General features: G+C 60.1%; 24 protein-coding genes. 19 read left to right on the forward strand and 5 right to left on the reverse strand.

Annotated elements, in window-relative coordinates; translation table 11 throughout:
• Positions 1-2 precede the first annotated feature (2 nt).
• Both A3OO_RS0110830 and A3OO_RS0110835 read right to left on the reverse strand, forming a co-directional pair.
• A complete protein-coding gene (locus A3OO_RS0110830) occupies positions 3-434 on the reverse strand; it encodes a CBS domain-containing protein (RefSeq protein ID WP_018407868.1) in 432 nt (143 codons plus the stop codon).
• A gap of 50 nt (positions 435-484) precedes the next feature.
• Positions 485-1,192 (reverse strand): rhomboid family intramembrane serine protease, encoded by a 708-nt coding sequence (locus tag A3OO_RS0110835; RefSeq protein WP_026222892.1) that lies wholly within the window; start codon positions 1,190-1,192, stop codon positions 485-487.
• Between the two features lie 320 nt (positions 1,193-1,512).
• On the opposite strand from A3OO_RS0110835, the gene A3OO_RS0110840 reads away from it, so the two are divergent.
• The 4 genes from A3OO_RS0110840 (at position 1,513) to A3OO_RS0110855 (ending at position 5,053) form a co-directional block, all read left to right on the forward strand.
• Positions 1,513-2,064 carry a PAS domain-containing protein gene (locus A3OO_RS0110840; RefSeq protein ID WP_026222893.1) on the forward strand — a complete coding sequence of 184 codons (552 nt, stop codon included), beginning with the start codon at positions 1,513-1,515 and terminating at the stop codon, positions 2,062-2,064.
• 402 nt (positions 2,065-2,466) lie between these two features.
• Entirely contained in the window at positions 2,467-3,414 is a 948-nt protein-coding gene (locus A3OO_RS0110845) for an outer membrane protein (RefSeq protein ID WP_018407871.1), read from the forward strand.
• Positions 3,415-3,602: 188 nt separating this feature from the next.
• Positions 3,603-4,400: an autoinducer binding domain-containing protein gene (locus tag A3OO_RS0110850; RefSeq protein ID WP_198008788.1), complete on the forward strand. Its 798-nt coding sequence runs from the start codon at positions 3,603-3,605 to the stop codon at positions 4,398-4,400.
• Positions 4,397-5,053: an acyl-homoserine-lactone synthase gene (locus A3OO_RS0110855; protein WP_018407873.1), complete on the forward strand. Its 657-nt coding sequence runs from the start codon at positions 4,397-4,399 to the stop codon at positions 5,051-5,053. The genes A3OO_RS0110850 and A3OO_RS0110855 overlap by 4 nt, the downstream gene beginning before the upstream one ends.
• 427 nt (positions 5,054-5,480) lie before the next feature.
• Here the strand turns inward: A3OO_RS0110855 and A3OO_RS0110865 are convergent, their stop codons facing one another.
• The gene (locus tag A3OO_RS0110865) at positions 5,481-6,947 is read right to left on the reverse strand and encodes a GlxA family transcriptional regulator (protein ID WP_018407875.1); all 1,467 of its coding nucleotides are present in this window, start codon (positions 6,945-6,947) and stop codon (positions 5,481-5,483) included.
• Between the two features lie 172 nt (positions 6,948-7,119).
• Here A3OO_RS0110865 and ftsH point away from each other — a divergent pair, with 172 nt between their 5' ends.
• The 4 genes from ftsH to A3OO_RS0110890 all read left to right on the forward strand — a co-directional run bounded on the left by ftsH (position 7,120) and on the right by A3OO_RS0110890 (position 10,883).
• Complete coding sequence (gene ftsH / locus A3OO_RS0110870; protein WP_026222894.1) at positions 7,120-9,036, forward strand: ATP-dependent zinc metalloprotease FtsH; 1,917 nt, start codon at positions 7,120-7,122, stop codon at positions 9,034-9,036.
• Between the two features lie 209 nt (positions 9,037-9,245).
• On the forward strand, positions 9,246-10,016 hold the full coding sequence (amoC, locus tag A3OO_RS0110875) for a bacterial ammonia monooxygenase, subunit AmoC (RefSeq protein WP_026222791.1): 771 nt from the start codon (positions 9,246-9,248) through the stop codon (positions 10,014-10,016).
• Positions 10,017-10,077: 61 nt separating this feature from the next.
• A complete protein-coding gene (locus A3OO_RS24570; protein WP_018407877.1) occupies positions 10,078-10,203 on the forward strand; it encodes a hypothetical protein in 126 nt (41 codons plus the stop codon).
• Positions 10,204-10,385: 182 nt separating this feature from the next.
• The gene (locus A3OO_RS0110890) at positions 10,386-10,883 is read left to right on the forward strand and encodes a DUF1269 domain-containing protein (protein WP_018407879.1); all 498 of its coding nucleotides are present in this window, start codon (positions 10,386-10,388) and stop codon (positions 10,881-10,883) included.
• A 146-nt stretch (positions 10,884-11,029) separates the two neighbouring features.
• On the opposite strand, the gene A3OO_RS0110895 is transcribed toward A3OO_RS0110890, so the two are convergent.
• Positions 11,030-11,683 carry a hypothetical protein gene (locus tag A3OO_RS0110895; RefSeq protein WP_018407880.1) on the reverse strand — a complete coding sequence of 218 codons (654 nt, stop codon included), beginning with the start codon at positions 11,681-11,683 and terminating at the stop codon, positions 11,030-11,032.
• Positions 11,684-12,026: 343 nt separating this feature from the next.
• Between A3OO_RS0110895 and A3OO_RS0110900 the strand changes: the two genes are divergently transcribed.
• The 10 genes from A3OO_RS0110900 to A3OO_RS0110945 all read left to right on the forward strand — a co-directional run bounded on the left by A3OO_RS0110900 (position 12,027) and on the right by A3OO_RS0110945 (position 20,069).
• A complete protein-coding gene (locus A3OO_RS0110900) occupies positions 12,027-13,169 on the forward strand; it encodes a 4Fe-4S dicluster domain-containing protein (protein ID WP_018407881.1) in 1,143 nt (380 codons plus the stop codon).
• The gene (locus A3OO_RS0110905) at positions 13,166-13,630 is read left to right on the forward strand and encodes a cyclic nucleotide-binding domain-containing protein (RefSeq protein ID WP_018407882.1); all 465 of its coding nucleotides are present in this window, start codon (positions 13,166-13,168) and stop codon (positions 13,628-13,630) included. The genes A3OO_RS0110900 and A3OO_RS0110905 overlap by 4 nt, the downstream gene beginning before the upstream one ends.
• A 37-nt stretch (positions 13,631-13,667) precedes the next feature.
• Positions 13,668-14,462, forward strand: coding sequence for an FAD/NAD(P)-binding protein (locus A3OO_RS0110910; protein WP_245257149.1), 795 nt, complete (start codon positions 13,668-13,670; stop codon positions 14,460-14,462).
• Between the two features lies 1 nt (position 14,463).
• On the forward strand, positions 14,464-15,240 hold the full coding sequence (locus A3OO_RS0110915; RefSeq protein WP_018407884.1) for an NADH-quinone oxidoreductase subunit B family protein: 777 nt from the start codon (positions 14,464-14,466) through the stop codon (positions 15,238-15,240).
• Positions 15,230-16,522, forward strand: coding sequence for a Ni/Fe hydrogenase subunit alpha (locus A3OO_RS0110920; protein WP_018407885.1), 1,293 nt, complete (start codon positions 15,230-15,232; stop codon positions 16,520-16,522). Before A3OO_RS0110915 ends, A3OO_RS0110920 begins: the two co-directional genes overlap by 11 nt.
• Positions 16,503-16,985 carry a hydrogenase maturation protease gene (locus A3OO_RS0110925; RefSeq protein ID WP_018407886.1) on the forward strand — a complete coding sequence of 161 codons (483 nt, stop codon included), beginning with the start codon at positions 16,503-16,505 and terminating at the stop codon, positions 16,983-16,985. Before A3OO_RS0110920 ends, A3OO_RS0110925 begins: the two co-directional genes overlap by 20 nt.
• A gap of 184 nt (positions 16,986-17,169) precedes the next feature.
• A complete protein-coding gene (locus tag A3OO_RS23555; protein ID WP_018407887.1) occupies positions 17,170-17,316 on the forward strand; it encodes a hypothetical protein in 147 nt (48 codons plus the stop codon).
• A 625-nt stretch (positions 17,317-17,941) separates the two neighbouring features.
• Positions 17,942-18,256, forward strand: a complete 315-nt coding sequence (locus A3OO_RS23560) for a hypothetical protein (RefSeq protein WP_156824796.1) — start codon at positions 17,942-17,944, stop codon at positions 18,254-18,256.
• Between the two features lie 76 nt (positions 18,257-18,332).
• Complete coding sequence (locus A3OO_RS0110940) at positions 18,333-19,001, forward strand: M15 family metallopeptidase (RefSeq protein ID WP_018407889.1); 669 nt, start codon at positions 18,333-18,335, stop codon at positions 18,999-19,001.
• 318 nt (positions 19,002-19,319) lie between these two features.
• Entirely contained in the window at positions 19,320-20,069 is a 750-nt protein-coding gene (locus tag A3OO_RS0110945; protein WP_018407890.1) for an outer membrane protein, read from the forward strand.
• Between the two features lie 147 nt (positions 20,070-20,216).
• Here A3OO_RS0110945 and A3OO_RS22585 read toward each other — a convergent pair whose 3' ends face one another.
• Positions 20,217-21,092, reverse strand: coding sequence for a lipase family protein (locus tag A3OO_RS22585; RefSeq protein ID WP_198008789.1), 876 nt, complete (start codon positions 21,090-21,092; stop codon positions 20,217-20,219).
• A 1,048-nt stretch (positions 21,093-22,140) separates the two neighbouring features.
• On the opposite strand from A3OO_RS22585, the gene A3OO_RS0110955 reads away from it, so the two are divergent.
• Entirely contained in the window at positions 22,141-24,252 is a 2,112-nt protein-coding gene (locus tag A3OO_RS0110955; RefSeq protein WP_156824797.1) for a hypothetical protein, read from the forward strand.

A 24,252-nucleotide genomic window follows, 5' to 3' on the forward strand; every position in this document is an offset into this window, starting at 1 on the left:
CCTTAGGCTTGCGCGATGTATTCGCGCATCGATCGGTGCTCTTCCTCGATGACGCGAATGCGGTATTTGACCACGTCGCCGATCGACACGAGGCCCACGAGGCGCGTTTCCCGGATCACGGGGATATGCCGGCGCCGTTCGATGGTCATCACCCGCATCGTGTTCTCGACGGCGTCATCTTCTCTCGCCGGCTGGGGGCTAGGCTGCATATACGCAGATATGCGCTGCGTCAGCGCCTCTGGCCCGTCCAGCGCCACCGCCGAAACAATGTCGCGCTCGGCGATCAGTCCGGCCAGTCGGCCGCTGTCGTCCAGAATGACAAGCGCACCGATTCGATAGCGCATCATAAGCTGGGCCGCCTCGTGCAGCGTCGTGTCGGCGCTCGCAGTCACCACCTCTCGTCCTTTCTCTGCGAGTATGTTCGAGATCGTCATCTGGCCCTCCTTTTCGCTCTCGACCGGCCTCCCGTGCCAGCCGAAGGGCGTTACTGCGAACTCAGGGCATGCCGACCCGCGCGATCGAAGAAGCTGAAAAAGAGCAGGCCGAACAAAAACCCTCCGACGTGCGCTTCCCAAGCGATAGCGTTCGATACGCCGACCGCCTGCGGAAAGACGCCAAGAAGCACGTTCACCGCCAGCCATGCGAGAAGGAAAAACATCGCCTGTCGGTTCAAATGCAGTTGCGACAGCGAAGTGGAATGCGATTCCTCGTCGTATGGCGTCCCGGGACTGAGCCGCTTGTCCGCCAGCCGCGCTCCTGGCGTAAATGCGAAACGCACAATTGCCCCCATTGTTCCTGAGATTGCGCCTGATGCGCCCACGACAGGGGCGATTTCGTAAGGGTGCAGCGCAAGAAACAACAACGCGCCTGCGAAGGCGCACGCGGCGAGAAAGAAGAGGTAGCGCGCCGAACCGAATCGACGTTCGACCGGCGTGCCGAATGCTGCAAGCGCTAACGCATTCACGATGAGATGCGTCCAATCGCCGTGCAAGAAAAAATAGGTCAGCATGGTGGCGTATTCGGCGCCGCCTTCAAGCGTCACGCGCGCGGGGATGAAAGCGAACGTCGTGAGCAGCCAGTTTGAGAATTCCAAAGGACCGTAAGCGATGACGAGCTGCGTCGCCGCCAGCGCGCCGATCAGCGCCTTTGTCACTATCGGGAGATTGAAGATTTGCTCTCGCCTGGCGTGCACGTTCGCTCCTGTCCGTTTTGCTGGGCAAGAGCCCGCGCAGCATTAAGCTATCTAGCGCGACCGGAGTCGGCGAGCGTCCTGATTTGAGGTGCCGGTCAGCGCCCCACAACCGTTTGCGCGATCGTCAGCGGTTCGTGGGAGACAGCCGGCCGGTTGAGTTTGGTGGTTTCGCTCAGGGTGAGGGGTCCCGGCCGTTGGTCAGCTCTCCATCCTGGTGTTTGCCGCTACGATGGCACAATCGCTGCGTAAGTCGGGAAATGGAACACTAGGCGGGAATGTGTCCCAATCCTGGGCGGGGGCTCACGAGTTGGGCGGGTTGAATGAGATTATCGGTTTCTAGGGAGCTTCACGACTATTGGGGGCGATTGAAGGGAGAACGGACGGCGCCGGATCGAGCGGAGATCGATCCCGTCGCGATTCGCCACATTCTGCCCGACATCTTCATCATTGAAGTGGACCCGGAACGCCGACTTCCGCTCCGTCTCTGCGGCGCTCGGGTTAACGCCCTCTGGCAGCGCGAACAGAAAGGACGCTCCTTCCTTGGATGGTGGCGAGCGCAGCGGCGGGAGGAGGCGGCTGAGGCGATTCGCCGGGTCATCGACGCCCAAACGCCGCTTATCGCATGCGCCCGGACAGCGCCGTACCGGGATGCGGCGGAACTCGAACTCCTGCTTCTGCCTCTGCATCACTTCGGCAAGAGCTGTTCGCGCGTGCTGGGGTCGCTTGCGCCGGCACAGCGGCTTGAGTGGATTGGAATTTGTCCCGTGGGATCACTCGACCTGGTCGCCGCGCGGGTGCTGGAGGACCAGGCGGCGGAGGGCTCAGAAGAGGATTGGCGCCGCGCCGAGATCGCGCCGTTGGCCGATCGCTAGCGGCCTTTTCGAGCCAGGATGGCCATGAGCCATCGCCTCCAATCACGATCATAGCAGAGCGAAGCCTCACGCTATCAGCGCGTGCCCACCCCCTTTTGCGCTCCATAACGCGAGTCGCGACGTGAGCGTCCCGGTCAGATGATTTAACGCCTGCCGAAGTCGCGGCTTCGATCAGCCCCTTCGCGGTGGGCGAGATCGAGCCAGTCGATCCACGCGCTGCGCCATTGTGGCGCCGGCGCCACACCAGCCGGAATTCCGACCGAACGCCCGCCAGATACGGGGCTTTTGGATTGACTGTGCGCGGCCTCGACTGATTGAGTGCAGTGCATGGCGAGCGATCGCTGAAGGTTTTCAACTAGGCAATCGGGCGAAGGTTTTCCGCCTCAAGCAAAGAGGACACAGATGAAAAAAGCTCTTTCCGTCGCCGCTCTTATGGTCGCGCTGACGGGCTCGGCTTTGGCGGCCGATCTTCCCAGCTACAAGGCTCCTCCGCCGCCCCCGCTGCCGCCGCCCCCGTTGTGGAGTGGCTTCTACGTCGGTTTGAACGCCGGCGGGACCTGGGGCAACAGCAACAACATTTGGACGTCGTCAGCCCCGATTTCCTCCTTCCCCGGAAGCGCCCCTTCGGCGTTATATGCGGCGTATTCCGCGCTCGGCGCTTCGGGCGTTTCGCAGGGCAATACCAGCGGATTCATCGGTGGCGGCCAGATTGGCTATAACTGGCAGTTTTGGGGCGGCCGCCTTGTCGCGGGCGTAGAGGCTGACATCCAGGGCGTCGCCAGCAGCAACAGCAACAAGACGTCGGTTACCGCGGCGGGCGCATTTCCGTTTATCGCCGCCAGCGAAATCGTTACGACCGCGATCACGACCTCGAAGCGGCTCGACTATATCGGCACGGTTCGCGGCCGACTCGGTTGGCTCTTCACCCCCACGTTGCTTGTTTACGGCACCGGCGGTCTCGCCTACGGCGGCGTCTCGGTGTCGACCGGCATCGCGCAGTTCAACAATGACTGCGCTCAGTTCCCGGCGGGATGTATCACTAGCTCTGCTTTCTCGTCCGGAACCTTTTCCGACACGCGTGTCGGCTGGACGGCGGGCGCCGGCTTGGAATGGATGTTCATGCCGAACTGGTCCGCCAAGGTCGAGTATCTGTATTACGATCTCGGCAATGTCAGCTACTCCGGGGGCCTCTTGACGACATTCAGCAATACGCTCACGGCGTTCCCTGCTGGGAGCCTTATCTCCGGCGTCGTTACGCAGTCCCAGACTCGCTTCAACGGCAACATCGTCCGCGCTGGCGTCAACTATCACTTCAACTGGGGCGCTGCCCCGATTGTTGCGAAATACTGATCCAGCCTGAACAATCGATATGAAAGAGCCCGGCCGGTTGGCCGGGCTCTTTTTTTGGAAAGGCCTCAAGCCCCACTTCGTTTTACAGCGGCTGACGCCCATTTCGTAAATCTGATGGCGGCGGCGCATTGCCTAACCTAAGGTGACGCTGTATCAAATTGATAATTGCTTCCGGCTACAGGCGTCGCGTGTATTGCGAGGATGTTTTCGATCTCATCGATCGGCTCACGCGCGCCGAGAGATTCCCCGTTCCCAACAGCTTCCTCAGTGAATTCCTGCGGGCGACAGGCCTCGCGAACGTCGCTTACCTCGCCTTCAACATTCCTACAGGGCTCGCCGACCGACCGCTGCTGTCCGCCGTTCATGCCGCCTCGTGGCGAAAATCCTATGCCCAGGCGCGCCGTATCGATCTCGAGCCCGTCCTCCGGGTTGGGTTCGGCGGGATAATGCCCTTCGATTGGCGCCTGCTGGATCGAGACGATCCGATAGTTAGTAAACTCGTGGGCGAAGCGCTGGAGCTCGACCTCGGCGCCAATGGCGTCTCCATTCCCCTGCGCGGCCGAAGCGGCGAATATGCGCTGTTTAGCGTCTGCTGCCCTGAAGACGCTTCATCCCTGCTGGCGCCGCGCCATGACCTGATTCGCCGGCTCATGGCGATAAGCGCGATCTTTCACGCCGGCGTGCGAGACTCACTTGCCATAGAACACCACGTCGACATGCGGTTGTCGGATCCGGAGTTGGCTTGCCTGCGCCTCAAGGCGAAAGGGATCAGCGATCATGAGATCGGGTTGGCGCTTGGCGCTGGTCCAACGGCTGCGCGCTTCTGGCTCGAAACGGCGCGCGCGCGGCTTCACGCCGACTCGGTCGACGACGCCGTCGAGGAGGCGTGCCGAATAGGGCTGATTCGCGTCGGCGTTGAACGGCTTCGTTCCGCGATCGAGTCCTCTCCCGCTGACTTTTCTTCGATCAATCGGCGGGAGCGATGATCGCGCTGCTGCCTGGCGAATCGCGCGCGCTTTTTCCCCGTCTGATGGATGAGATGTATGACCTGCGCCTCGGCGCTGCTCGCGCGCATGCCGGTCGGCCGTCCGCTGCGGTCCATCGCTTGGCGGTCGTCGATTATTTTGATTCGCTTGATCCGCTCTACGTTCTTGCGCTCGACGAAATGGAAGGCGTCGCGGGAGCGCTGAGGGTTCTGCCGACTACCGGCGTCACGATGTTGAACGACGGCTTCGCGGGAGCGGCGCTGGATGGTCTGCGCGTCGAAAGCCCACTGATTTGGGAAGCGAGTCGTTTGACGCTCCGCGCCGCCGGAGATTCTCCCGCGACGGAGGCGGCCATAGATCGCACGATCGGTCAGCTAGGCGTCGCGTTGAATGCGATCGCCCAAACCGCCGCGCTGACGCATGTGATCGGCGTTTTCGACAGGTCGATGCATCGGCTGCTGTCGCATCGTGGCTGCGCCGGCGAAACATTAGCCCCGCAGATGCGCATCGACGGCGCTGACATGTTTGCTGTGCTCTATGAAGTCGGCGCTGCGATGGACGCGCCATTCAGAAGTCTTGCGGGCGACGCCTCGGCGCCGCCGATCAATCTTGCCGATCTGGAACGTCTGCGCCAGACGAACTGCAGGTCATGAGCAGAGCACCCTCGCGCCGGGCGAGCCTCCGAGGGGCAATTTAAAAAATCAGGACGTCGGCGTCTCGCCGCAGGGCGGCGAGCGACGCTTTTTAGAGGAGTGGCCGCGAGAGGGTCAGGCGTTCACGAACGCGGTGATCGCAAGCGTGATGGCGGCGGCCGCGGCAAAAATTGAGAGAATCGCTGAGATCGCATTCATGGCTTTGTCCTGTGGCTCGCTGCCTATTGAGGAAACGAAGAGCCGCATCTGAGGCAGGCGCGACAAATTAGCGCACCGACTTAGAAATATGCCAAGTAGGAAAAGGTTTTGCGATGCACCTGCCACGCCGCTCAAAAGAGCGCTGCACTGTTTCGGCTTGCGGCCAGTAATCCGGCTCTAAACAACGGTTAGTCGGCTCGGCTTCAGCGTCTGTGCGCCGCAATGACGATTAATCCGTCAAAGACATAAGCTTCGCTTTAAGGTCGCCGATTTCCAGTTCGGCCTGCACCTGATCGCTGACGTCATATTGCACGCCGAGGAAATACAGCAGACGGCCGTCGGCGTCGAAGAGCGGCGTGATGTTGAGCTTGTTGTGAAAGAGCGCGCCATCCTTGCGATAATTGCGCAGCGTGACTTCGATCTGTTCTCGATTGCGGATCGCTTCGCGCAGCCGCAGTCTTCCTTCTTGGTCGCGGTCGTCGCCCTGAAGAAAGCGGCAGTTGCGTCCGATAATCTCGTCGAGTTCATAGCCGGTGATCCGCATGAACGGTCGATTGGCGTAAATGATCGGCGAATCTTCGAGGTCTGGGTCCGCGAGCGTGACCCCGTTGACGCAGGCGTCGAATATGGTCGTCAGCATTTTCGGAATGATTTCCGCTTCCTTGCGCAGGGCGAAAAGCTGGCCTTTGTTCTGGCTTCTGGCGCGCGCCCACACCCGATAGGCGCTCGGCGCCATGCCGGCGAAACGCCGGAACGCGCGCCGAAAACTCGCCTCGTCGGCGAAGCCGGCGCTGGAGGCCAGCTCCTTGACTGGCTTGGCGCTGGTTTCCAGCAACATGCGCGCAGTCTCGACGCGTATCCGATCGATGAAGGTCTTCGGCGACTCTCCGGAGGCCAGTTTGAGCCTGCGATGCAGCGTTCGCTCGGACGTCGAAAGCGCTCGTGCGAGCTCCTGAGCGCTCATTGACGAGTTGGACTGCCGAACGATTCGCTCGGCATCGGACAAAAAGGCGCCGGCGCCTTCGTTCAGCCCTGTTGTGTTGTAAACGGTCGGGTCGAGCTGCGCGCCTTTGAAGGGCGCAGCCTCGCCCAGGGTGAACTCCGCCGCGATCCGCGCCGCATCGACCCCGCAAAGCTCACGAACGACATGCAGAGCGACGTCGATCCACGACAAGGGGCCGGCGGCGGTGACCACTCGACGGTCCTCGATCAGCCGCGCGCCCCAGGCGGCGTCGATTCGGGCATACCGCTGCTTCAGCTCCTCATGATGCCGCCAGCTCGTCGTGCAGCGGCGGCCATCGAGAAGACCCGCCTCACCAAGAAGAAAAACGCCCGTTCCACAGCCTGCGATGAGCGCCCCGCGCACATGGTGGCGCCGTAGCCAGGCGGCCGTCGCGCCAAAGCGCGACATGTCCGGGGGCTTCCCGTCCTCGCCTGGCCAGAAACTCGGCACGATGATCGCGTCGCAGTTCGTGATGGCCTCGAACGACGCGGCGACGGGGAAGCTCGCCCCCGCGCGATCGCGGATCGACTCGCCGTCCGCGCTTGCCGCAACGACATAGAAAGGATCTTCAGCGCTTTCAGCGGGCGCGGCGGCGCGAACGACCGCGCGCCGCGCGAGCGTCAAAACATCCGTCAGTCCCGAGAAAGCCGAGCCCAGGCATTCATTTAGGCCGGCGATGACAATCTTTCTCATCCGCTCAACTTTTGGCGAATTATGACGCCTGTTTGGCTATTGCGCCATCCTGACCTAGATTACTTCTAATCTCATCCTGCGCTAGTCGAGGCATCTTCGGCTTCCGGTGGGGGATGCATACATATTGACGACGACGCCCCGGCCCGCCGCGGCTCTCGTCATGGAGGTGAAAATGAAGGCGAATTGGAAGAAATATTTGCCTTGGGTCCTGTTCGTCGCAGTCGGCGCGTTGCTTTTCGGGCTGTTCCAGCATCAGCAGACCCGCACGCCGGCTCGCGAGATCACCTTCAGCGAGCTGCTGGTGCAGATCGACGAAGGCCGCGTCCATGACGTGACGATGTCCGGCAATGAGATTTCCGGCCACTTTAACGACAACCGCTCCTTCACGACCTACGCGCCGAGCGATCCGAGCCTCGTGCAGAAGCTTGAGTCCAAGAAGGTGCAGATCAGCGCCAAGCCCGCGAACGACAGTCCGGGTTGGCTCACGACTCTGCTCGTTAACGGGCTGCCGCTGCTGCTCTTCATCGCCGTCTGGATCTACATGGCGCGGCAGATGCAGGGCGGCGCAGGCGGCCGCGCCATGGGCTTTGGCAAATCGAAAGCGAAGCTGCTGACGGAGACCCAAGGCCGCGTCACCTTCGAGGACGTCGCCGGCGTCGACGAAGCCAAGGAGGATCTGCAGGAGATCGTCGAATTCCTGCGTGATCCGCAGAAGTTCCAGCGGCTCGGCGGGCGCATTCCGCGCGGCGTGCTGCTGGTGGGACCGCCCGGCACCGGCAAGACGCTGCTGGCCCGCGCCATCGCCGGCGAGGCGGGCGTGCCGTTCTTCTCGATCTCGGGCTCCGACTTCGTCGAAATGTTCGTCGGCGTCGGCGCTTCGCGCGTGCGCGACATGTTCGAACAGGCGAAGAAGAACGCGCCCTGCATCATCTTCGTCGACGAGATCGACGCGGTCGGCCGCCATCGCGGCGCCGGCCTTGGCGGCGGCAACGACGAGCGCGAGCAGACGCTGAACCAACTGCTCGTCGAGATGGACGGCTTCGAGGCGAATGAGGGCATCATCCTGATCGCCGCGACCAACCGTCCGGACGTGCTCGATCCGGCGCTGATGCGTCCGGGCCGTTTCGACCGGCAGATCCAGGTGCCGAACCCGGATTTCATCGGCCGCGAGAAGATCCTCAAGGTTCACGCCCGCAAGGTGCCTTTGGCGCCGGACGTGGATTTGAAGATCGTCGCGCGCGGCACGCCGGGCTTCTCGGGCGCCGATCTGATGAATCTTGTCAACGAGGCGGCGCTGCTCGCGGCGCGGCGTTCGAAGCGGATCGTCACGAAACAGGAGTTCGAGGACGCCCGCGACAAGATCATGATGGGCGCCGAGCGGCGCACGCTGGTGATGACGGATGAGGAGAAGAAACTCACCGCCTATCACGAAGGCGGCCATGCGCTGGTGCAGCTCTCTGTTCCCGGCGCGATGCCGATCCACAAGGCGACGATCATTCCGCGCGGCAGAGCGCTCGGCATGGTGCAGGGCCTTCCCGAGCGCGATCAGATCTCGCAAACTTACGAGCAGCTGACCGCGATGCTGGCCATCGCCATGGGCGGCCGCGTCGCCGAGGAAATGATCTTTGGCCACGACAAGGTGACGTCGGGAGCGGCTTCGGACATCCAGCAATGCACTCGTGTGGCGCGTGCGATGGTCACTCAGCTCGGCTTCTCGGACAAGCTCGGCACCGTCGCCTACGCCAATCCCGAGCAAGAGCAGTTCCTCGGATATTCCCTCGGGCGTCAGCAGACGATTTCCGAGGCGACGCAGCAGACGATCGACGCTGAGGTGCGCCGATTGGTGCAGGAGGCCTATGACGAGGCGATGCGCATCCTGTCGGAAAAGCGCAGCCAACTCGACACGCTCGCCAACGCGCTTCTCGAATTCGAGACGCTGTCCGGGGACGAGATGAAGGGCCTGCTCGCCGGCAAGCGGCCGGTGCGCGAAGAGTCGACGCCAACGCCGCCGCCGCGCGGCTCGGCGGTGCCGACGACGGGGCAAAAGCCAGAGCCGGACGTCGGCGGCATGGAGCCGCAGCCGGTCTAAACTGTGGCGATTGAAAAGAAAGGCCCGGCGTCTGCGCCGGGCTTTTTTTTGCAACGCGAGAGGATCGGAAGCGCGGTTTCAAGCTCCTCCGCGTGGCGGGTTCTGCGCCGTATTTGGCGACAAAGTCACTGTTTCAATGCGCCATAACAAGCAAAATGCGTCAGCCTCGAAGAGCGTCTCTTCGAGACAAATTTTATGGAGGAGTCATAATGAGCTCAACGACTGACACAGCAGCCCGCGCTGCTGCTGGCACGGAAGCTGTAGTAGACCTGAAGGGCATGTGGATCGGCTTGGCCGTTCTGAACGGGTTCTATCTGGTCGTCCGGATTTACGAGCAGGTTTTTGGCTGGCGCGCCGGCCTTGATTCGTTCGCTCCGGAGTTTCAGACATATTGGATGTCGATCCTTTGGACCGAGATTCCGCTTGAGCTGATCTCCGGCATTGGCCTTGCGGGCTTTCTTTGGAAGACGCGCACGCGCGACTTCTCGAACCTGGCGCCGCGCGAAGAGATGCGCCGCCTGGTTGTCGAAGTGCAATGGCTGGTTGTTTACGCCGCGGCCATTTACTGGGGCGCGTCGTTCTTCACCGAGCAGGACGGCACCTGGCACATGACGGTGATTCGCGACACGGACTTCACGCCGTCGCACATCATCGAGTTCTACATGAGCTACCCGATTTACTCGGTGATCGCGGTCGGCGGCTTCTTCTATGCGAAGACGCGTCTTCCGTATTTCTCCAAGGGCTATTCGGTCGCCTATCTGATCGTGGCGATTGGCCCGTTCATGATCATCCCGAACGTCGGCCTGAATGAGTGGGGCCACACGTTCTGGTTCATGGAAGAACTGTTCGTTGCGCCGCTGCATTGGGGCTTCGTGTTCTTCGGCTGGATGGCGCTCGGCGTGTTCGGCGTCGTGCTTCAGCTGCTGATGAACATTCAGCGCCTGATCGGCAAGGAAGGCGTCGCCCTCCTGACCGAGTAATCCGAGACTTCGCCGCCCGCTTTAAGGCGGGCGGCGTCAAAACAAAAAGGGAGAAGCTCCTATGGTTGTCGTCATGCTGCTGCTGGCCGCGGCGCTCTCGCCGCTCTGCTTCCTGTATGCCGCGCCGCGTCGGCTCCCGCAGCGCGCCCGCTGCGAATTCGCGCCTTCGCGACGTCGCCAGGATTAGTTGTCTTGATGGAAGGCTGGCCCGCCGACTTCGCTGTGAACGCGATGACGGCGGAGCTCGCCGACCGATGTGAGGTCTCTTCATTCGCCTCAGCCGCTCACCGGCGCATTGTCTTGCTTTTTTCACTGAACTAGATCGTCAATGGCGGCGCGCGAGATCCGCGCGCGGAACAGGAGAGGCCAATGAATGATCTTCTCGTGATTGCATTTTCGTCGGAAGAAAAGGCCGAAGAAGTTCGGCAGAAGCTCTTCACCATGCAGAAGGAATATCTGATCGAACTCGGCGACGCGGTCGTCGCCGTAAAGAATGCCGATGGCGCGATAAAGCTCAATCAGCTTTTCAACACAACCGCCCTTGGCGGAGTTTCCGGCGCTTTTTGGGGCGCTCTGATCGGATTGATCTTTATGATGCCGCTCGCAGGCGCCGCGATCGGCGCCGGCGCCGGCGCCGTCTCGGGCGCGCTGACCGACTTTGGCATTGACGACAAATTCATGAAGGACGTAGCGGCCGCGGTTCCGCCCGGCGGCGCCGCGCTGTTCCTGCTCGTGCGCAAGATGACGACCGACAAGGTTCTCGAAGGACTGAAAGGAGTCGGCGGCGTGGTGCTGCGGACGTCGTTCGATAAATCCAAGGACGACGCCATCCGCGCGGCGCTCGCGGCGCAGCCGGCCTCTACCTAGACGGACTGCGCGCCGAATGGCTCTTCGGCGCGCACCTCTTTAGACCGCTTCCGATCACATGGAATCATGTGATCGGGAAGCGCTCTAAATCAAAATGTTGGAGCAGGTTCTCATCGAAAAAGTCTGTCAACTTTTTCAGACCCTGCTTAGACGGTCTCCTCCGCCTCGCGAGCTTTTCGGCGATGGGAGTGCAGGGTGATGTAGATGCTGGCGGCGATGAAGGATATGCCGAGGAGGGAAACGATAATGAACAGCGACGAACGCTGAATGATCGCCACCGCGGGGACAAACATCCCCAGAATGAAGCCGACGACGCAGATTTGCCATGCGGCCGCGTGAACGCCCGCGACGAAGGTCGCCACAGCCAGCAGCACCATCAGATTGAGCCCGGCGGCGTTGACGTCGATCAGTTTTCGCAGCGGCGGCGAATAGATCAGCCACATGCCGAAGAGAAACGCCGCCCAGTGCAGTATTTGGGTCCAGACCAGCCGCGTGCGTTCATGCGTCGTTTCGGTGTGCCGCCAGCCGATATAAATGCAGATCGCGCAATAGACCGGCGTCAGGAACTCCCAGTAGTAGGCGACCGGCTGTCCCGTGAAGGTGACGATGCCGATGCCGAGCACGGCCGTTGACAGCATCACGATGTAGGGGAGGTCGATTTTGATGACGTCGAGGAAGAGAACGCCGGCGGACTGGGTTCTGATCTCTTCAATGCCGTGCTCGATCGACGTCGCCCAGCTCTCGTGCTGCGGCGAGGTATCGGGCAAGTTGGGTTCGGCCGGATCGGGGCTATTGGACATGAACAATCCTCGCAGTTCGGCGCGAACGACACAGCGGCGGCAAGTTCGCCTTGTCCAACGCGCCTGTTGGCCGAATTAGAAGCTCAAGATAGTTCGTGCGCGGGAACCGAGCAACTGGGCGCGGGGGTGCGCGCGCGGCTCGTCTCGCCTGCTGGTAAACTTGGGCTCTAGGATCGCGTGGGGCGGTTGAACTCCGGCAGGGAAGACGATCGCGCGCGATGCCGGACGTCGGCCTAATGTCATCCTCGCGTCACAAGGGCGCCGGCAAAGGCTAGACTTGACGAAACATCCGACGTCGTTCGTTTTGATATCGGCGGGCAGGGAAGCTGGGTTAGGAGCGCTCATGGCCAAAGCTGACGAAGCGGCGGCGATCATCACGATCGAGGGCCTGCAAGATTTGCTGCGGGCGATCCGGGCCGGCGGTTATCGCCCCATCGGCCCCACCGTGCAAAATCAGGCGATTGTTTACGACGATATCGAATCTGTCGACGATCTGCCCCGCGGGTGGACGGACGAGCAGGACGGCGGCCGCTACAGATTGGCCAGACGCGATGACGACGCGCTCTTTGGATATTCCGTCGGGCCGCAGTCGTGGAAAAAATTTCTGCACGCGCCGAAGCTGCGGCTTTGGACGGCCGAACGCGATGGCGAGAACGCCAGCGTCACGCCCGAACCCCCGCCCTCCGATCGCCTCGCCTTCATCGGCGTGCGCGCGTGCGAAATTCGCGCGATTGAGATCCAGGACAGGGTTCTCGTCGGCGATCTCTATGTCGATCCGCACTACAAAGCGCTGCGCGAGCGCGCGCTGATCGTCGCCGTCAATTGCGGCCAGGCGGGAGGCACGTGCTTCTGCGTTTCGATGCAGGCGGGTCCGCGCGTCCAGCAGGGCTTCGACATCGCACTGACCGAGCTCCTCGATGGGACCGAGCACATCTTTCTCGTCGAGGCCGGCAGCGAAGAAGGGCGCGCGCTGTTGGCGGAGATCCCGCACCGGCCCGCGTCAAGTCGCGAGGTCGAAGCCGGTGAAGCTGTCATCGAACACACCGCATCCTCGATGGGCCGCGAGATGCGTTCGGACGACCTCAACGAACTGCTGATGAGCAATCTCGAGCATCCGCGCTGGGACGAGGTGGCGACCCGCTGTCTGAGCTGTACAAATTGCACCTTGGTTTGTCCGACCTGCTTCTGCACGTCGGTGGAAGACACATCCGATCTTTCCGGAGAACGCGCGGAACGCTGGCGTCGCTGGGATTCCTGCTTCACCATGGATTTTTCCTACATTCATGGCGGCAGCGTGCGCGCCAGCGCGAAATCGCGCTACCGACAGTGGATGACCCACAAGCTTGCGACCTGGATCGATCAGTTCGGCTCGTCGGGCTGTGTGGGGTGCGGGCGCTGCATCACCTGGTGTCCGGTGGGTATCGACATTACTGAAGAGGTGCGCGCCATCCGCGGCTGTGACACGTCCGCTGGGGACTGGCCATGAAGGACATTGCCGATCTGCTTCGTCATCATCCCTTCGCCGAGGGGCTCGACGAAGAAACATTGGCGCTTATCGCCGGATGCGCCAAAAATGTCGTCCTGCAGCCGGGCGACTATCTGCATCGCGAGGGCGCCGCGGCGGATTCCTTCTATCTCCTGCGACATGGCGCCGTGGCGCTCGAAACTTTCGTGCCCGGGCGCGGAGCGTTCTCCTTTCTAACGGTCAAGAGCGGAGAAATTCTCGGCGCCGACTGGCTCATTCCACCCTATCGCTCGTCCTTCGATGCGCGCGCCGTCGAACTGACGCGCGCCATTTCCTTTGATGGAAAGTGTCTGCGCGGCAAATGCGAGGCGGATCCGCGCGTCGGCTATGAAATGATGAAGCGCTTCATTCCGCCGCTCGTCAAACGCTTGCAGTCGGCGCGCATGCAGGCGCTCGGGATGTATGATGCCACAAACGCTTAAAGCCTGCACGCCGCCGCCCAATCCCATGGCGCCGAGCATGACGCGGTTGACGCGCTTCATTCGCGAGTCGGCGGACGTCTTCACCTTCGACCTCGCGCCGGAGCGCGCCACGCCCTTCGCGCCGGGGCAGTTCAATATGCTCTACGCATTCGGCGTCGGCGAAATACCGATCAGCATCAGCGGCGCCGCCGATGCGCCTGATCGGCTGACGCATACGATCCGCGCCGTCGGGCCGGTGAGCGCGGCGCTCGGCAGATTGAAGGCTGGCGACCAAGTGGGCTTGCGCGGTCCTTTCGGCGTCGGCTGGCCGGTTGAGGAAGCCAAGGGCTTCGACGTCCTGCTGATTGGCGGCGGCATCGGCCTCGCGCCGCTTCGGCCGGCGATTTACTGGCTGCTGCGCCATCGCGCCGCTTACGGCCGGGTGGGCGTACTCTATGGCGCGCGCACGCCGGACGACCTCATCTTTGTCAGCGAACTCGAAGAATGGCGGAGGACGCCTGACTTCCAGCTGCGCGTCGCTGTGGAGCGCGCCGGACCAGATTGGACCGGAGACGTCGGCTATGTGACGCCTTTGCTGTCCAAGCTTCGCTACGATCCGGGGGACGCCATCGCCATGATCTGCGGACCGGAAGTGATGATCCGCGCGACCGCGCTCGCGCTTGAAGACGCGGGCATTGCGGATTCGCGAATTTTCGTCTCGATGGAGCGCAACATGAAATGCGCCATCGGCCATTGCGGCCACTGTCAATTCGGTCCGCTGTTCATCTGCAAGGACGGGCCGGTCCACCGCTACGATCGCGTGCGCGATCTTCTCGCTTATCGGGAGCTGTGACGTGGCGCGCATTCGACCAAGACTCGCTGTCTGGAAATTCGCCTCATGCGACGGCTGCCAGCTCAGCCTCCTCGATTGCGAGGACGAATTGCTGGAGATCGCCGGCGAGGTCGAGATCGCGCACTTCCTCGAGGCGACGAGCGCGTCGGTCGAAGGTCCATACGATCTTTCCCTCGTCGAAGGTTCGGTGACGACCGCGCATGACGCGGCGCGCATCCAGGAGGTCCGTAAACAGTCGCGGTTCTTAATCACGATTGGCGCCTGCGCCACCGCAGGCGGCATTCAGGCGCTGCGCAACTTCGCCGACGTGCGCGAATATGCGGCGATCGTCTATGCGCGGCCGGACTATATCCAGACGCTGGCGACATCGACCGCGATCTCCGATCACGTGAAAGTTGACTTCGAACTGCGCGGCTGTCCGATCAGCACGCGGCAGCTCGTCGAAACGATTTCGGCCTTTCTCGCGGGGCGCAAGCCGCAAACGCCGCCGCATAGCGTCTGCGTCGAATGCAAGATCGCCGGCAATCTCTGCGTCATGGTCGGTCACGGCACGCCGTGTCTGGGCCCCGTCACGCATGCGGGCTGCGGCGCGCTCTGTCCCTCCTACAATCGCGGTTGCTATGGCTGCTATGGCCCGATGGAGACGCCCAATACGCCATCGCTGTCGGTGTGGTTGAGCAAGCTCGGCATGGATGAAGATGCGCTGCGGCGCGTCTACAGAACCTTCAACGCCAACGCCGACGCCTTCCGCGAGGAGAGCGAACGTCATGATCGTTAAGACGATCAAGGTCGATCAGCTCGCCCGGGTGGAAGGCGAGGGCGCGCTCAAGGTCGTCGCGCGCGACGGCGTCGTGCAGTCGGCGGAGCTTAGTATTTTCGAACCGCCGCGATTCTTCGAAGCCTTCCTGCGCGACCGTATGTATAGCGAGGCGCCGGATATTACGGCGCGCATCTGCGGCATCTGTCCGGTCGCCTATCAGATGAGCGCGATTCACGCGATGGAGAACGCGCTCGGCGTCGTTGTCGATGGGCCGCTGCGCGACCTACGACGGCTTCTCTATTGCGGCGAGTGGATCGAGAGCCACACGCTGCACGTCTACATGCTGCACGCGCCGGATTTCCTCGGCTATGCGGGCGCAATCGAGATGGCGCGCGACCACGCCGACATCGTGCGTCGGGGCCTCGATCTCAAAAAGGCCGGCAATGCGATCATCGCGCTTCTCGGCGGCCGCGAGATTCATCCGATCAATGTCCGCGTCGGCGGCTTTTATCGTGCGCCGCGCCGGCGTGAACTTCAGCCGCTCGCCGAAGAGCTGAAGCGTGCGCGGGACGGGGCGCTCGCGACCGTGCGCTGGACGGCCGGTTTTGATTTTCCTGATGTCGAGCGCGACTATGAATTCGTCGCCTTGCGCGGCGACGGCGAATATCCCTTGAACCAGGGCCGCATCGTCTCAAGCCGCGGGCTCGACATCGCCGCCGCGGAATATGACGAACATTTCGAAGAGAGCCACGTCGAACATTCGACCGCGCTGCACGCGCACCTCAAGGCGCGCGGGGCTTATCTCACGGGGCCCCTGGCGCGCTATGCGCTGAACGCGGCGTCGCTCTCGCCGATCGCGCGGGAAGCCGCGCGTGAAGCAGGACTTGGATCGGTCTGCGCCAATCCCTTCCGCAGCATCATCGTTCGCGCCGTCGAAGTTCTTAACGCCTGCGACGAGGCGCTACGGATCATCGACCAATATGAAGAGCCTGACCGCCCGGCCGTCGATCTCGAACCGCGTGCGGGGGTTGGCTTTGCGGCGACCGAGGCGCCGCGCGGCATGCTGTATCACCGCTATCAGCTTCATGCCGATGGAAAGATCGCCGACGCCCGCATCGTCCCCCCGACGTCGCAGAACCAGCCGAGCATCGAAGAGGATTTGAAGATTTTCGCGACGGCGTGGCTCGATCTGCCGGACGATGCTTTGCGTCACCGCTGCGAGCAGACCATTCGCAATCACGACCCCTGCATTTCCTGTGCGACGCATTTTCTGCGGCTCGATGTCGACCGGGGCGGATAGCGCGCGCGAAGGACCGCGCATCATTGTGCTCTGTATCGGCAATCCCCAGCGGGGCGACGACGCGGCAGGCCGCGCGGTCGCGCGTGCGCTGAGAGCGTTGCTGGTCGACGTCGAAATTATCGAGGAGGAGGGCGAGGCGACGCGCGTATTGGCGCGGCTCGACGGCGCGGACGCCGCCTACATTGTCGACGCCTGCGTTTCCGGGGCGACGCCCGGCGAGATACGCCGCTTTGACGTCAGCACAAGCCCGCTTCCGCGAGCGGCTTTTGGCGCATCGACGCATGGCTTCGGCCTCGCCGAAGCTCTGGAGCTGGCCCGCGCGCTGGGCGTATTGCCCTCGCGCTGCGTCGTCTATGCGATCGAAGGTGAAATTTTCGACATCGGCGCGTCGATGTCGCCGGCGGTGGCGGCGGCGGTCGATACCGTCGCCGGCCGATTGCGCGCGGACATTCTGGGCAAATAGCCGAAGCGGGGCGATGCGCCGCACAAATTCGCCCCAAGCCCGAAACAACCGGCAACATTGCGGCAACCCAGCCGAAACGCTGGCATGCTTAAAGTGTGCGCTCGCATATCTCAGAATTCGCGCTTAGCGCCGCCGAATGCCTCCCCGCACAGCAGCGCCGCGCAGACCAAGTATGGAGAGCCGAATGCAGCGTCTCGTTTCCGCGTCGAAAGTCATCGTCACCTTCTCGACCGTTCAAATGCTCATCCAAGTGCCGAAGAATATCGTTCGACGCATTGCCGCTTCGCCGGAGGCGTTTATCAACGCCATAGAGCGTTTTGCAAAACATTAAGCTTTGCGTTTCCCTCGGCCGCGCAAGCTTAGGATTAAACAATAAGCTGCGTCGGATACGCTTGACTATGTAAGCGTTCGCCGGCGGGTTGAATGACCTTGCGCCTGACCCAGTTGAACTGGCTAACAGCCAAACAATCTGGAGGAAAAAATGCGCAAGCTCTTGCTATTGATAATCGGGGCGTCTTTTACTTTCGCGCCGATGGCTCAAGCGCAGCGATCATACCCTGGCGATGGCAACGTCCAGTCCTATGGCGGGCTCTGGCGCTATCAGAAGAGGGATTATAGCACGCCCTGGCGGCCTCTTAACCCCGGCGTGTGCTGGCAGTGGAGCGATTCCGCTGGCAACTGGGTATGGGTGTGCTGAGCAACACGCCAGTTCGATGAGACGCAAGAAACGCCCCGCTGTGCAGTCGGGGCGTTTCTATTGACGCTCATGACCTCGCTTCGCCCAAGTCAAGATCGTCGCAATTGGCCGCGGAGATGCGAGGCGACCGCTGCGAGGTCTGTCGGTGATCTGCGCCGCGTTGAGCGGCGCCTTCTGCCTAGGTGGGGCCGCATGTCGGCCATATTGGCGTTCGCAATTCAAGGTAGAGGAACAGCACCTCCATCCAGGAAGGGCAGGCATGGGCTTTCCACGGGAGCCATCTTCTGTCGGGCTGTCGCCCGGAGAAAAAGAGATCGCCCTCCTTTCGGCGAATGCAATTACTGCTCGGACGGGCGGTCCGCTCGGCAGGTTGGTTTGCATGGCCAGGGCAAACGGAATTTTTGCCGTCTCGGAAATCTGCAAGGGACTCGCGATACTCACAATCGGCGACATGGTGATCGCCGATGGAGTCGGCGAATTCGTGTGCATTGCGGCGCTGACGATCGAGGCGCTGCCTTTCTTACCTTGGCGCGCATCGGAATATGCCAATTCAATCGTGTTACCGTCTCGATGATCGAAGGCCGTTGAGAGTGCTCCGAGAATTGGGCAGATGAAGCACTGGCCGAACGAAGATGCGGATTGGCGCGCAAATGATTTTGACGATTCACTGCTCACGATTCGGAGCGGTTACGCTTCTGTTTTTGCTTCTCGCTGGCGCAGAAGCAAATGCGCGCGTCGCCAAGGTGGCGGCTGAACCAATTCCGGATGCCCTATGGGCCTATATGCAGGGAAGATCGTGGCGGGCGGAGCTTCGATGTCCGGGACGCGACGAACTTGTTCTGTTGAGGGTTCCTTACCGGGATTTCGACGGCAACCCTCAGACCGGCTCTTTGATTGTCGCAAAGAGCGTCGCAAACGCAGTCGCAGCCGCCTTTCAGGACATTTTCGACAGCGGGAAATTTCGAATCTATCGAATGTCGCTGATCGATGAATTCGACGGCGACGACGCGCGATCGATGGCGGCGAATAATACGAGCGCCTTCAACTGCCGAACCACCGATCGCGGCGCGATGTCGCGACACGCCTATGGCATGGCCGTGGACATCAATCCCGTTCAAAATCCCTACCGGGAAGGAAACCTCACCGAACCTGAAGCCGGGCGCGCTTACGACGAGCCCTCCGAGCGCAGGAGAGATGTTGTCGGGATCATCGTTGACGGCGACGTCGTCACCAGGTCCTTCGCGCGACGAGGCTGGCGCTGGGGCGGACATTGGAAGAGAAGCGTCGACTATCAGCACTTTTCCAATGACGGACACTGAGGGCGGTAGTCGTGGCGGGGCGCTCAGCGCGTCAGCCGGCCACGGCGAGTTTGATAAACGCCGATCTGACCCACCCTCGGAACATAGGCGAATTTCTCTGCGGCCCTAAGGTTCCGAAAAGGTTGAGAGATTTTTTTCGATGGAAACCCGCTTCATCGTTGTGGCGCCGCTGCCACAGTCGGGTGGAAAGCGTGCCCGGAGGGCCGAATAGCTTCTAAATTGCTTTGACTGTGCAGGGCTGGTCGCTTTTTTTACCTGGAAGCCGCCTTTGGTGCGGGGATTCGGCCCAAGCCGTTTTAAGCTTTAGGAGAAGCTATAATGAAGAAGGCAACTTTTGCCGCTTTTGTCCTCGCGCTGACGGCTGGTTCGGCCATGGCCGCGGACCTTCCGTCCTACAAGGCGCCGCCGCCACCACCGCCGCCGCCGATCATGACCTGGACGGGCTTTTATGCCGGTCTCAACTTCGGCGTCGGCTTTTACGCCCAAAATTCATCCAACGCTTGGGGGTGGGGCGTAAACAATCACGGCGGCAGCCGGGCGGGCGTCGTCGGCGGCGGTCAGATTGGCTACAATTACCAGATCACGCCGATGTTCGTCGTCGGCGTCGAGACCGATTTCCAGGGAACCAGCATCGGCTCCGGCGCCGGCGGCAACAGCTACGCCTGGCTCTTTGGCGTCCCTCCGGTGACCACCGCGACTCTGAACTGGTTCGGCACCGTGCGTGGCCGCGTCGGCGTCAACCTGCTGAGCCCGCAACTGCTGGTCTATGGCACAGGCGGCTTCGCTTATGGCGAAGTTAAACGCAACGGCTGGTTGAACCAGAACAGCACGGTGCAGACGGGCTGGACCGCCGGCGGCGGCGCCGAGTATATGTTCGTGGCGCTGCCGAACTGGTCGGTCAAGGCCGAGTATCTCTATACGCAGCTCAGCGGCAACAACAACAACGGCTTCAATTTCGGCCTCAATTTGAACAACGTCAACAACCGTACCCGCTTCCACACGATCCGCTTTGGCGTGAATTACCACCTCAATTTCGGCTCTTCGGCGCCGGTGTTGGCGAAATACTGATCGATCATTCAAGCCCGACGGATCCAGGAAAGCCCAGCCCTCGCGGCTGGGCTTTTCTCTTCTTCAGCGCCGATGGGCGATGACGCGGGCTGCGACCCAGTCGGACGCCGCCGATTGGGTCAGGGCGAGGTCATCCACGTATTCAGTCTATTCGTGAGACTGCCCGAGCGTCGGGGCGCAGGCGTCAAAGTCTTTATTGCAGGGCGCATCCGGATTGTAGATTGCATAGGCGTAGCTGCAACACGGATGGTGTGTTTTCTTCTCAGCGCCATAGTCCGCGTTGAAGGGGACCTCAATGCCGACGTGTTGATAGTCACCGCTACGTTTTGGCGGAAGATTCGGTACGGTGTCGGCGGTGTTCACAAGACGGAATGTTTGAACCTTTAAGTTTTCGTAGTAATCGTGGAAGGGTTTTAGCCCCACCATTGGGCTTGCGGAATTATAGTGCAAGGCCGCAATATTGTGAGAAGCCGCCAATGGCACAGCAAGCGTGGCAAGCGCCGAGCCGAGACTGTGGCCAGTGATGGTAAGAGGTTTGCTGCCGATTGTTTTGAGCTGGGCGTCCAGCGCCTCCACAAGCCCGGTGTAAACTGCGTACCAGCCTCTTGCGACGAGAATGCCGGGAGGGGGATTGGGCGTCGGCGCGCTATACGCTACCGGTTTGAATTCAATATCTACTTCGAAGTCCGCAAGGCTTTTGCTGCCCCGGAAAACGAGATAAAGACTGCCGTCGGTCTTGGATTTAACGAGGCATCCGAAAGGTTCAGTGACTGTCTTTTTAAACTCTAAAGTGAACGTGCTCCAAATCAGCTGACCAAAGGCGTAGTCCTCTACTTTGAAATCTTTGGTGATCGGGCAAGCGTTAGCCGGCTGCCAATCAAAGTCTCGCGGCGAGCCGGCATTGAGCCATTGTTCATACATGTTACTGAGCATGTTCACAAGGAACGTGCAAACCTTGAAGGTTTGCTGAGAAGAATCTCCAAAGGATAGCGGTTGAGATGTGCTGCAAGTGGTAGGGGTCATAATACTCTCCAGAAGTTCACGATGAAAGTGACTTGATCGATTCGAGCATTTGTTCGTAAATAATCGTGATTTACCAGTTACTACGTCCGCGCCGCTGGGCGGGTCATTTGGAATGTTTGGTAATGGAGGGCCTCTCCCAGTTGGTCGGCCTGTGCCGGGAAATACCGACTGCATCCGCTGAAGCTCTCGGCGTTTTATGGCCGCACGAGCTATGCGGGCGCACGCCATTATCGCCCTATGCAAGCCTCGCATTCTTGGCGCGCTTCGTCGAGGCTGAAGGAATCAGTGCGCGTTCAGGTGCTTGGCCAGGAGGTTTCGCCAGGATGCGCGCTGAATAGCGCGCGTTCCAGTGGCCGCCGGAGCGTCAACGCATCCTGAGTTTTTGAGAATGGTCGGAGTGAGAGGATTCGAACCTCCGACCCCCTCGTCCCGAACGAGGTCCGCGATTTCAATAGCATGCAAATTCAATGATTTCTGATCGCATTGGCCGCTGAATGTTCGCCTTCAGTTCCGCGCAAACAGTGGCCAATTAGTGGCCGCTTCTGGCCTAAGCAAACCGTTCCCCCTCATTCCGCCGGCAACTTTTTAAAATTTACCGATGCTGATATTGCAATGGCTTTTTCAGGGCTCTGAGGGAGACGTCATACCGGTTTAAATTGCATGGCGCGTCACTCGATTACGTGTCCGCCATGCTCCATTTTAAGCGATCAGCAACCCCAAATATTTGGTTGAGTATTGCACTCATCGTAATCGCGTGCGGCTTCGCAGGCTTTGGCTTTGGTAAGATGTCGGCTCTTCGTGGCCAGCTTGCACGTAGCTCCTGACGACAAGTCAATTACGGCGCACGCCTGCGGACTCATTCCGGTTGGGGCACAAACGACCCACGGTTCGTTGACATTGCGTTCCGCTGCCTTATTGTTCGGGGAACTGAAGAGGTCGCAACCCGAAAGGGTTAAGCAAGCGGCAATGCCGATCCTAAAGCGACTTGTTACCGTCGAAAGATGAGCTACTTTCATTTTCATTTCCTGCCAGTCAACGCGCCAGAAATATGTTAGCTGCTTTCAAGAATACACCGCGAAGCTCGGCGGACCGTCAGAATAGGTCAGGTCTTCGCGTTTGTCTGAGCCTCATCGCCATTATCTCACACGCCACTCTCACATGGGCCTTTATAGGCAATCTCCGCATCGGCGGCCTTAAGCTGCCCTGCGCTGTTGCTTGCGGCGGCAGCCGTGGCATAGTGAATATGAACTTTATTGGCGACAGCATCAACAGCCTATTCCTTGGTCCGTCGGTCGACAATTTTAAAACCTCCGCCGACAAATCGGTGGATCGAGCCATGGGGTTGCTGGACGGTACGTTAACCAATCAAAGAAAGGCTTTTCTCAGCGATCTTCAAAAGCTGGCCGACGAGCAGCGGGCGAAACTGGCTGTTGAGCTTCGGGAAATTTCCATGAGCACCGTTTCGGAGCTTGACCGCACGCTCAAGACAAATATGCAGATAGCGGATCAAAAGCTCAGCGAACAACGCGGCAGCCTCGAATCGCAACTGCAGCGGCAAATTGGCGATCTTTCCGAAACGCTCGCCAACACGATCGTCTTTTTCGTGACTTTGGTGGGTCTTGGAGCTCTGACATGGCGCGGCTATCAACAGATAGTGCTTTATCGGAGGCCCCTAAGATCGATTGCCTACTCAACAGGCATTGGAATCGTGCTGTTGGTAACCTTCGTAGCGTTGGCCAATGCATATGTTTGGTGGAATCAAAATCAGGCTCGACAGAGAGTGGTCGATGATTATACCCAAAGTTATACTGAGAACTTCAATAATATCCGGTTTGATGACGCAGTATTCTACGCCAATCAGCTTCATGTTTTCGATCCCTCCGATCTCCAAGCAACGGCCCGCGACGCTAAGATACGGCTAATTAGGGACATTTTCTCACGGCCGGCCCTTTATCGAAGTGGTGAAGTATCTGATGTGCTGGGTCGGCTCTCATCCGCGCAGTCAAACTTCATCACGGCAACCGGCAAGAGGGATCTCGACCTGGATATTCTGCTTGGCTTCATAGCATGGCAGAGGGGAGCAGATCGCTTTTCCGAATATATGGCGTCTTGCGCATTGGCGTCGACCCTTGCCGCATACCAGGCAAAGAATGCTGACGAGATGGTGGTGCTGTTGCCTTTCGCCGAGTATTATCTCAGGTCTTACTTAGTTAATCCGCTCCCTGATGAGGTAGTTTCAGCGCTACTCGTTGAAAAGGGGCTGACGGCAGATCAGGTATTTACAAACGAATCCGTCGAAAAGGGAGAGGTGGGACAGATTCAGCGACGCTATCGAGTAGCCGAGTTGCGAGATATCGTTGATAATACCAAAACAATGCTAGACGTTCTCGCAAAAAAAAGTGCTTTTTACGATCACGCAATTATTAACTGGCGCTCTGTGCAAGCTTATCGTGCGGTCATCAGCGGTTATTCTGAAATTGTTCGACTCAAAGCTTTGCTACAAGAGGGGCAGCCCGGCCTCAACGACTTGATCTACCGACGCATCAAAGCTATGGCCTCAAAAATCGTCCTAGCTTTTGAGGATTACGAAGGGTTCTTGGAAAACACTGAATTCTCAGATTCATCAGCAAAGCTGAACATGATGCGTGGCTTTTGGATTTATTATGTGAAGGCGAAAATCATAGCAGAGGATCCCGGTAGCTCTGAATATATATGGCCTAATTTGCAACAGGGCATACACAAACGATGGCTTGAGAATGTTGTGAAGCCGGCGGCAAGTCCTGCGGTCTACAAGCTGATTGATTTGTCCACTCAAAGTGATTTACGCGAAGCCAATAGGCTTCTTGAAAATATGACCTTTGGAGCAAGTGCGATCTCTGAAGAGCGATTTTGTCGTGAGAACGACTGCAGTAAATTGACGGTCGCGCCGTCTCGGCAATCTGCGAGCTTTATGGCAACAGCGGCTGGGCTATTTGGCTGCACGACGACGCCAGAGATGTGGTGGAAGCTCGAAAACAGTATAGCTTGCATCGACGACAATCAGGCTGGCACGCCGCTAGGAACGATCATCACGCGTTCTGCCCCGATAAATGTGCGCCTCGAGAACGATACTCAAGTGAGAGAAATCTTGCTAAAAGAACGGTTCACTCCAGCCTTTTGA

This window comes from Methylocystis rosea SV97, from assembly GCF_000372845.1.
Classification (GTDB): Bacteria; Pseudomonadota; Alphaproteobacteria; order Rhizobiales; family Beijerinckiaceae; genus Methylocystis; species Methylocystis rosea.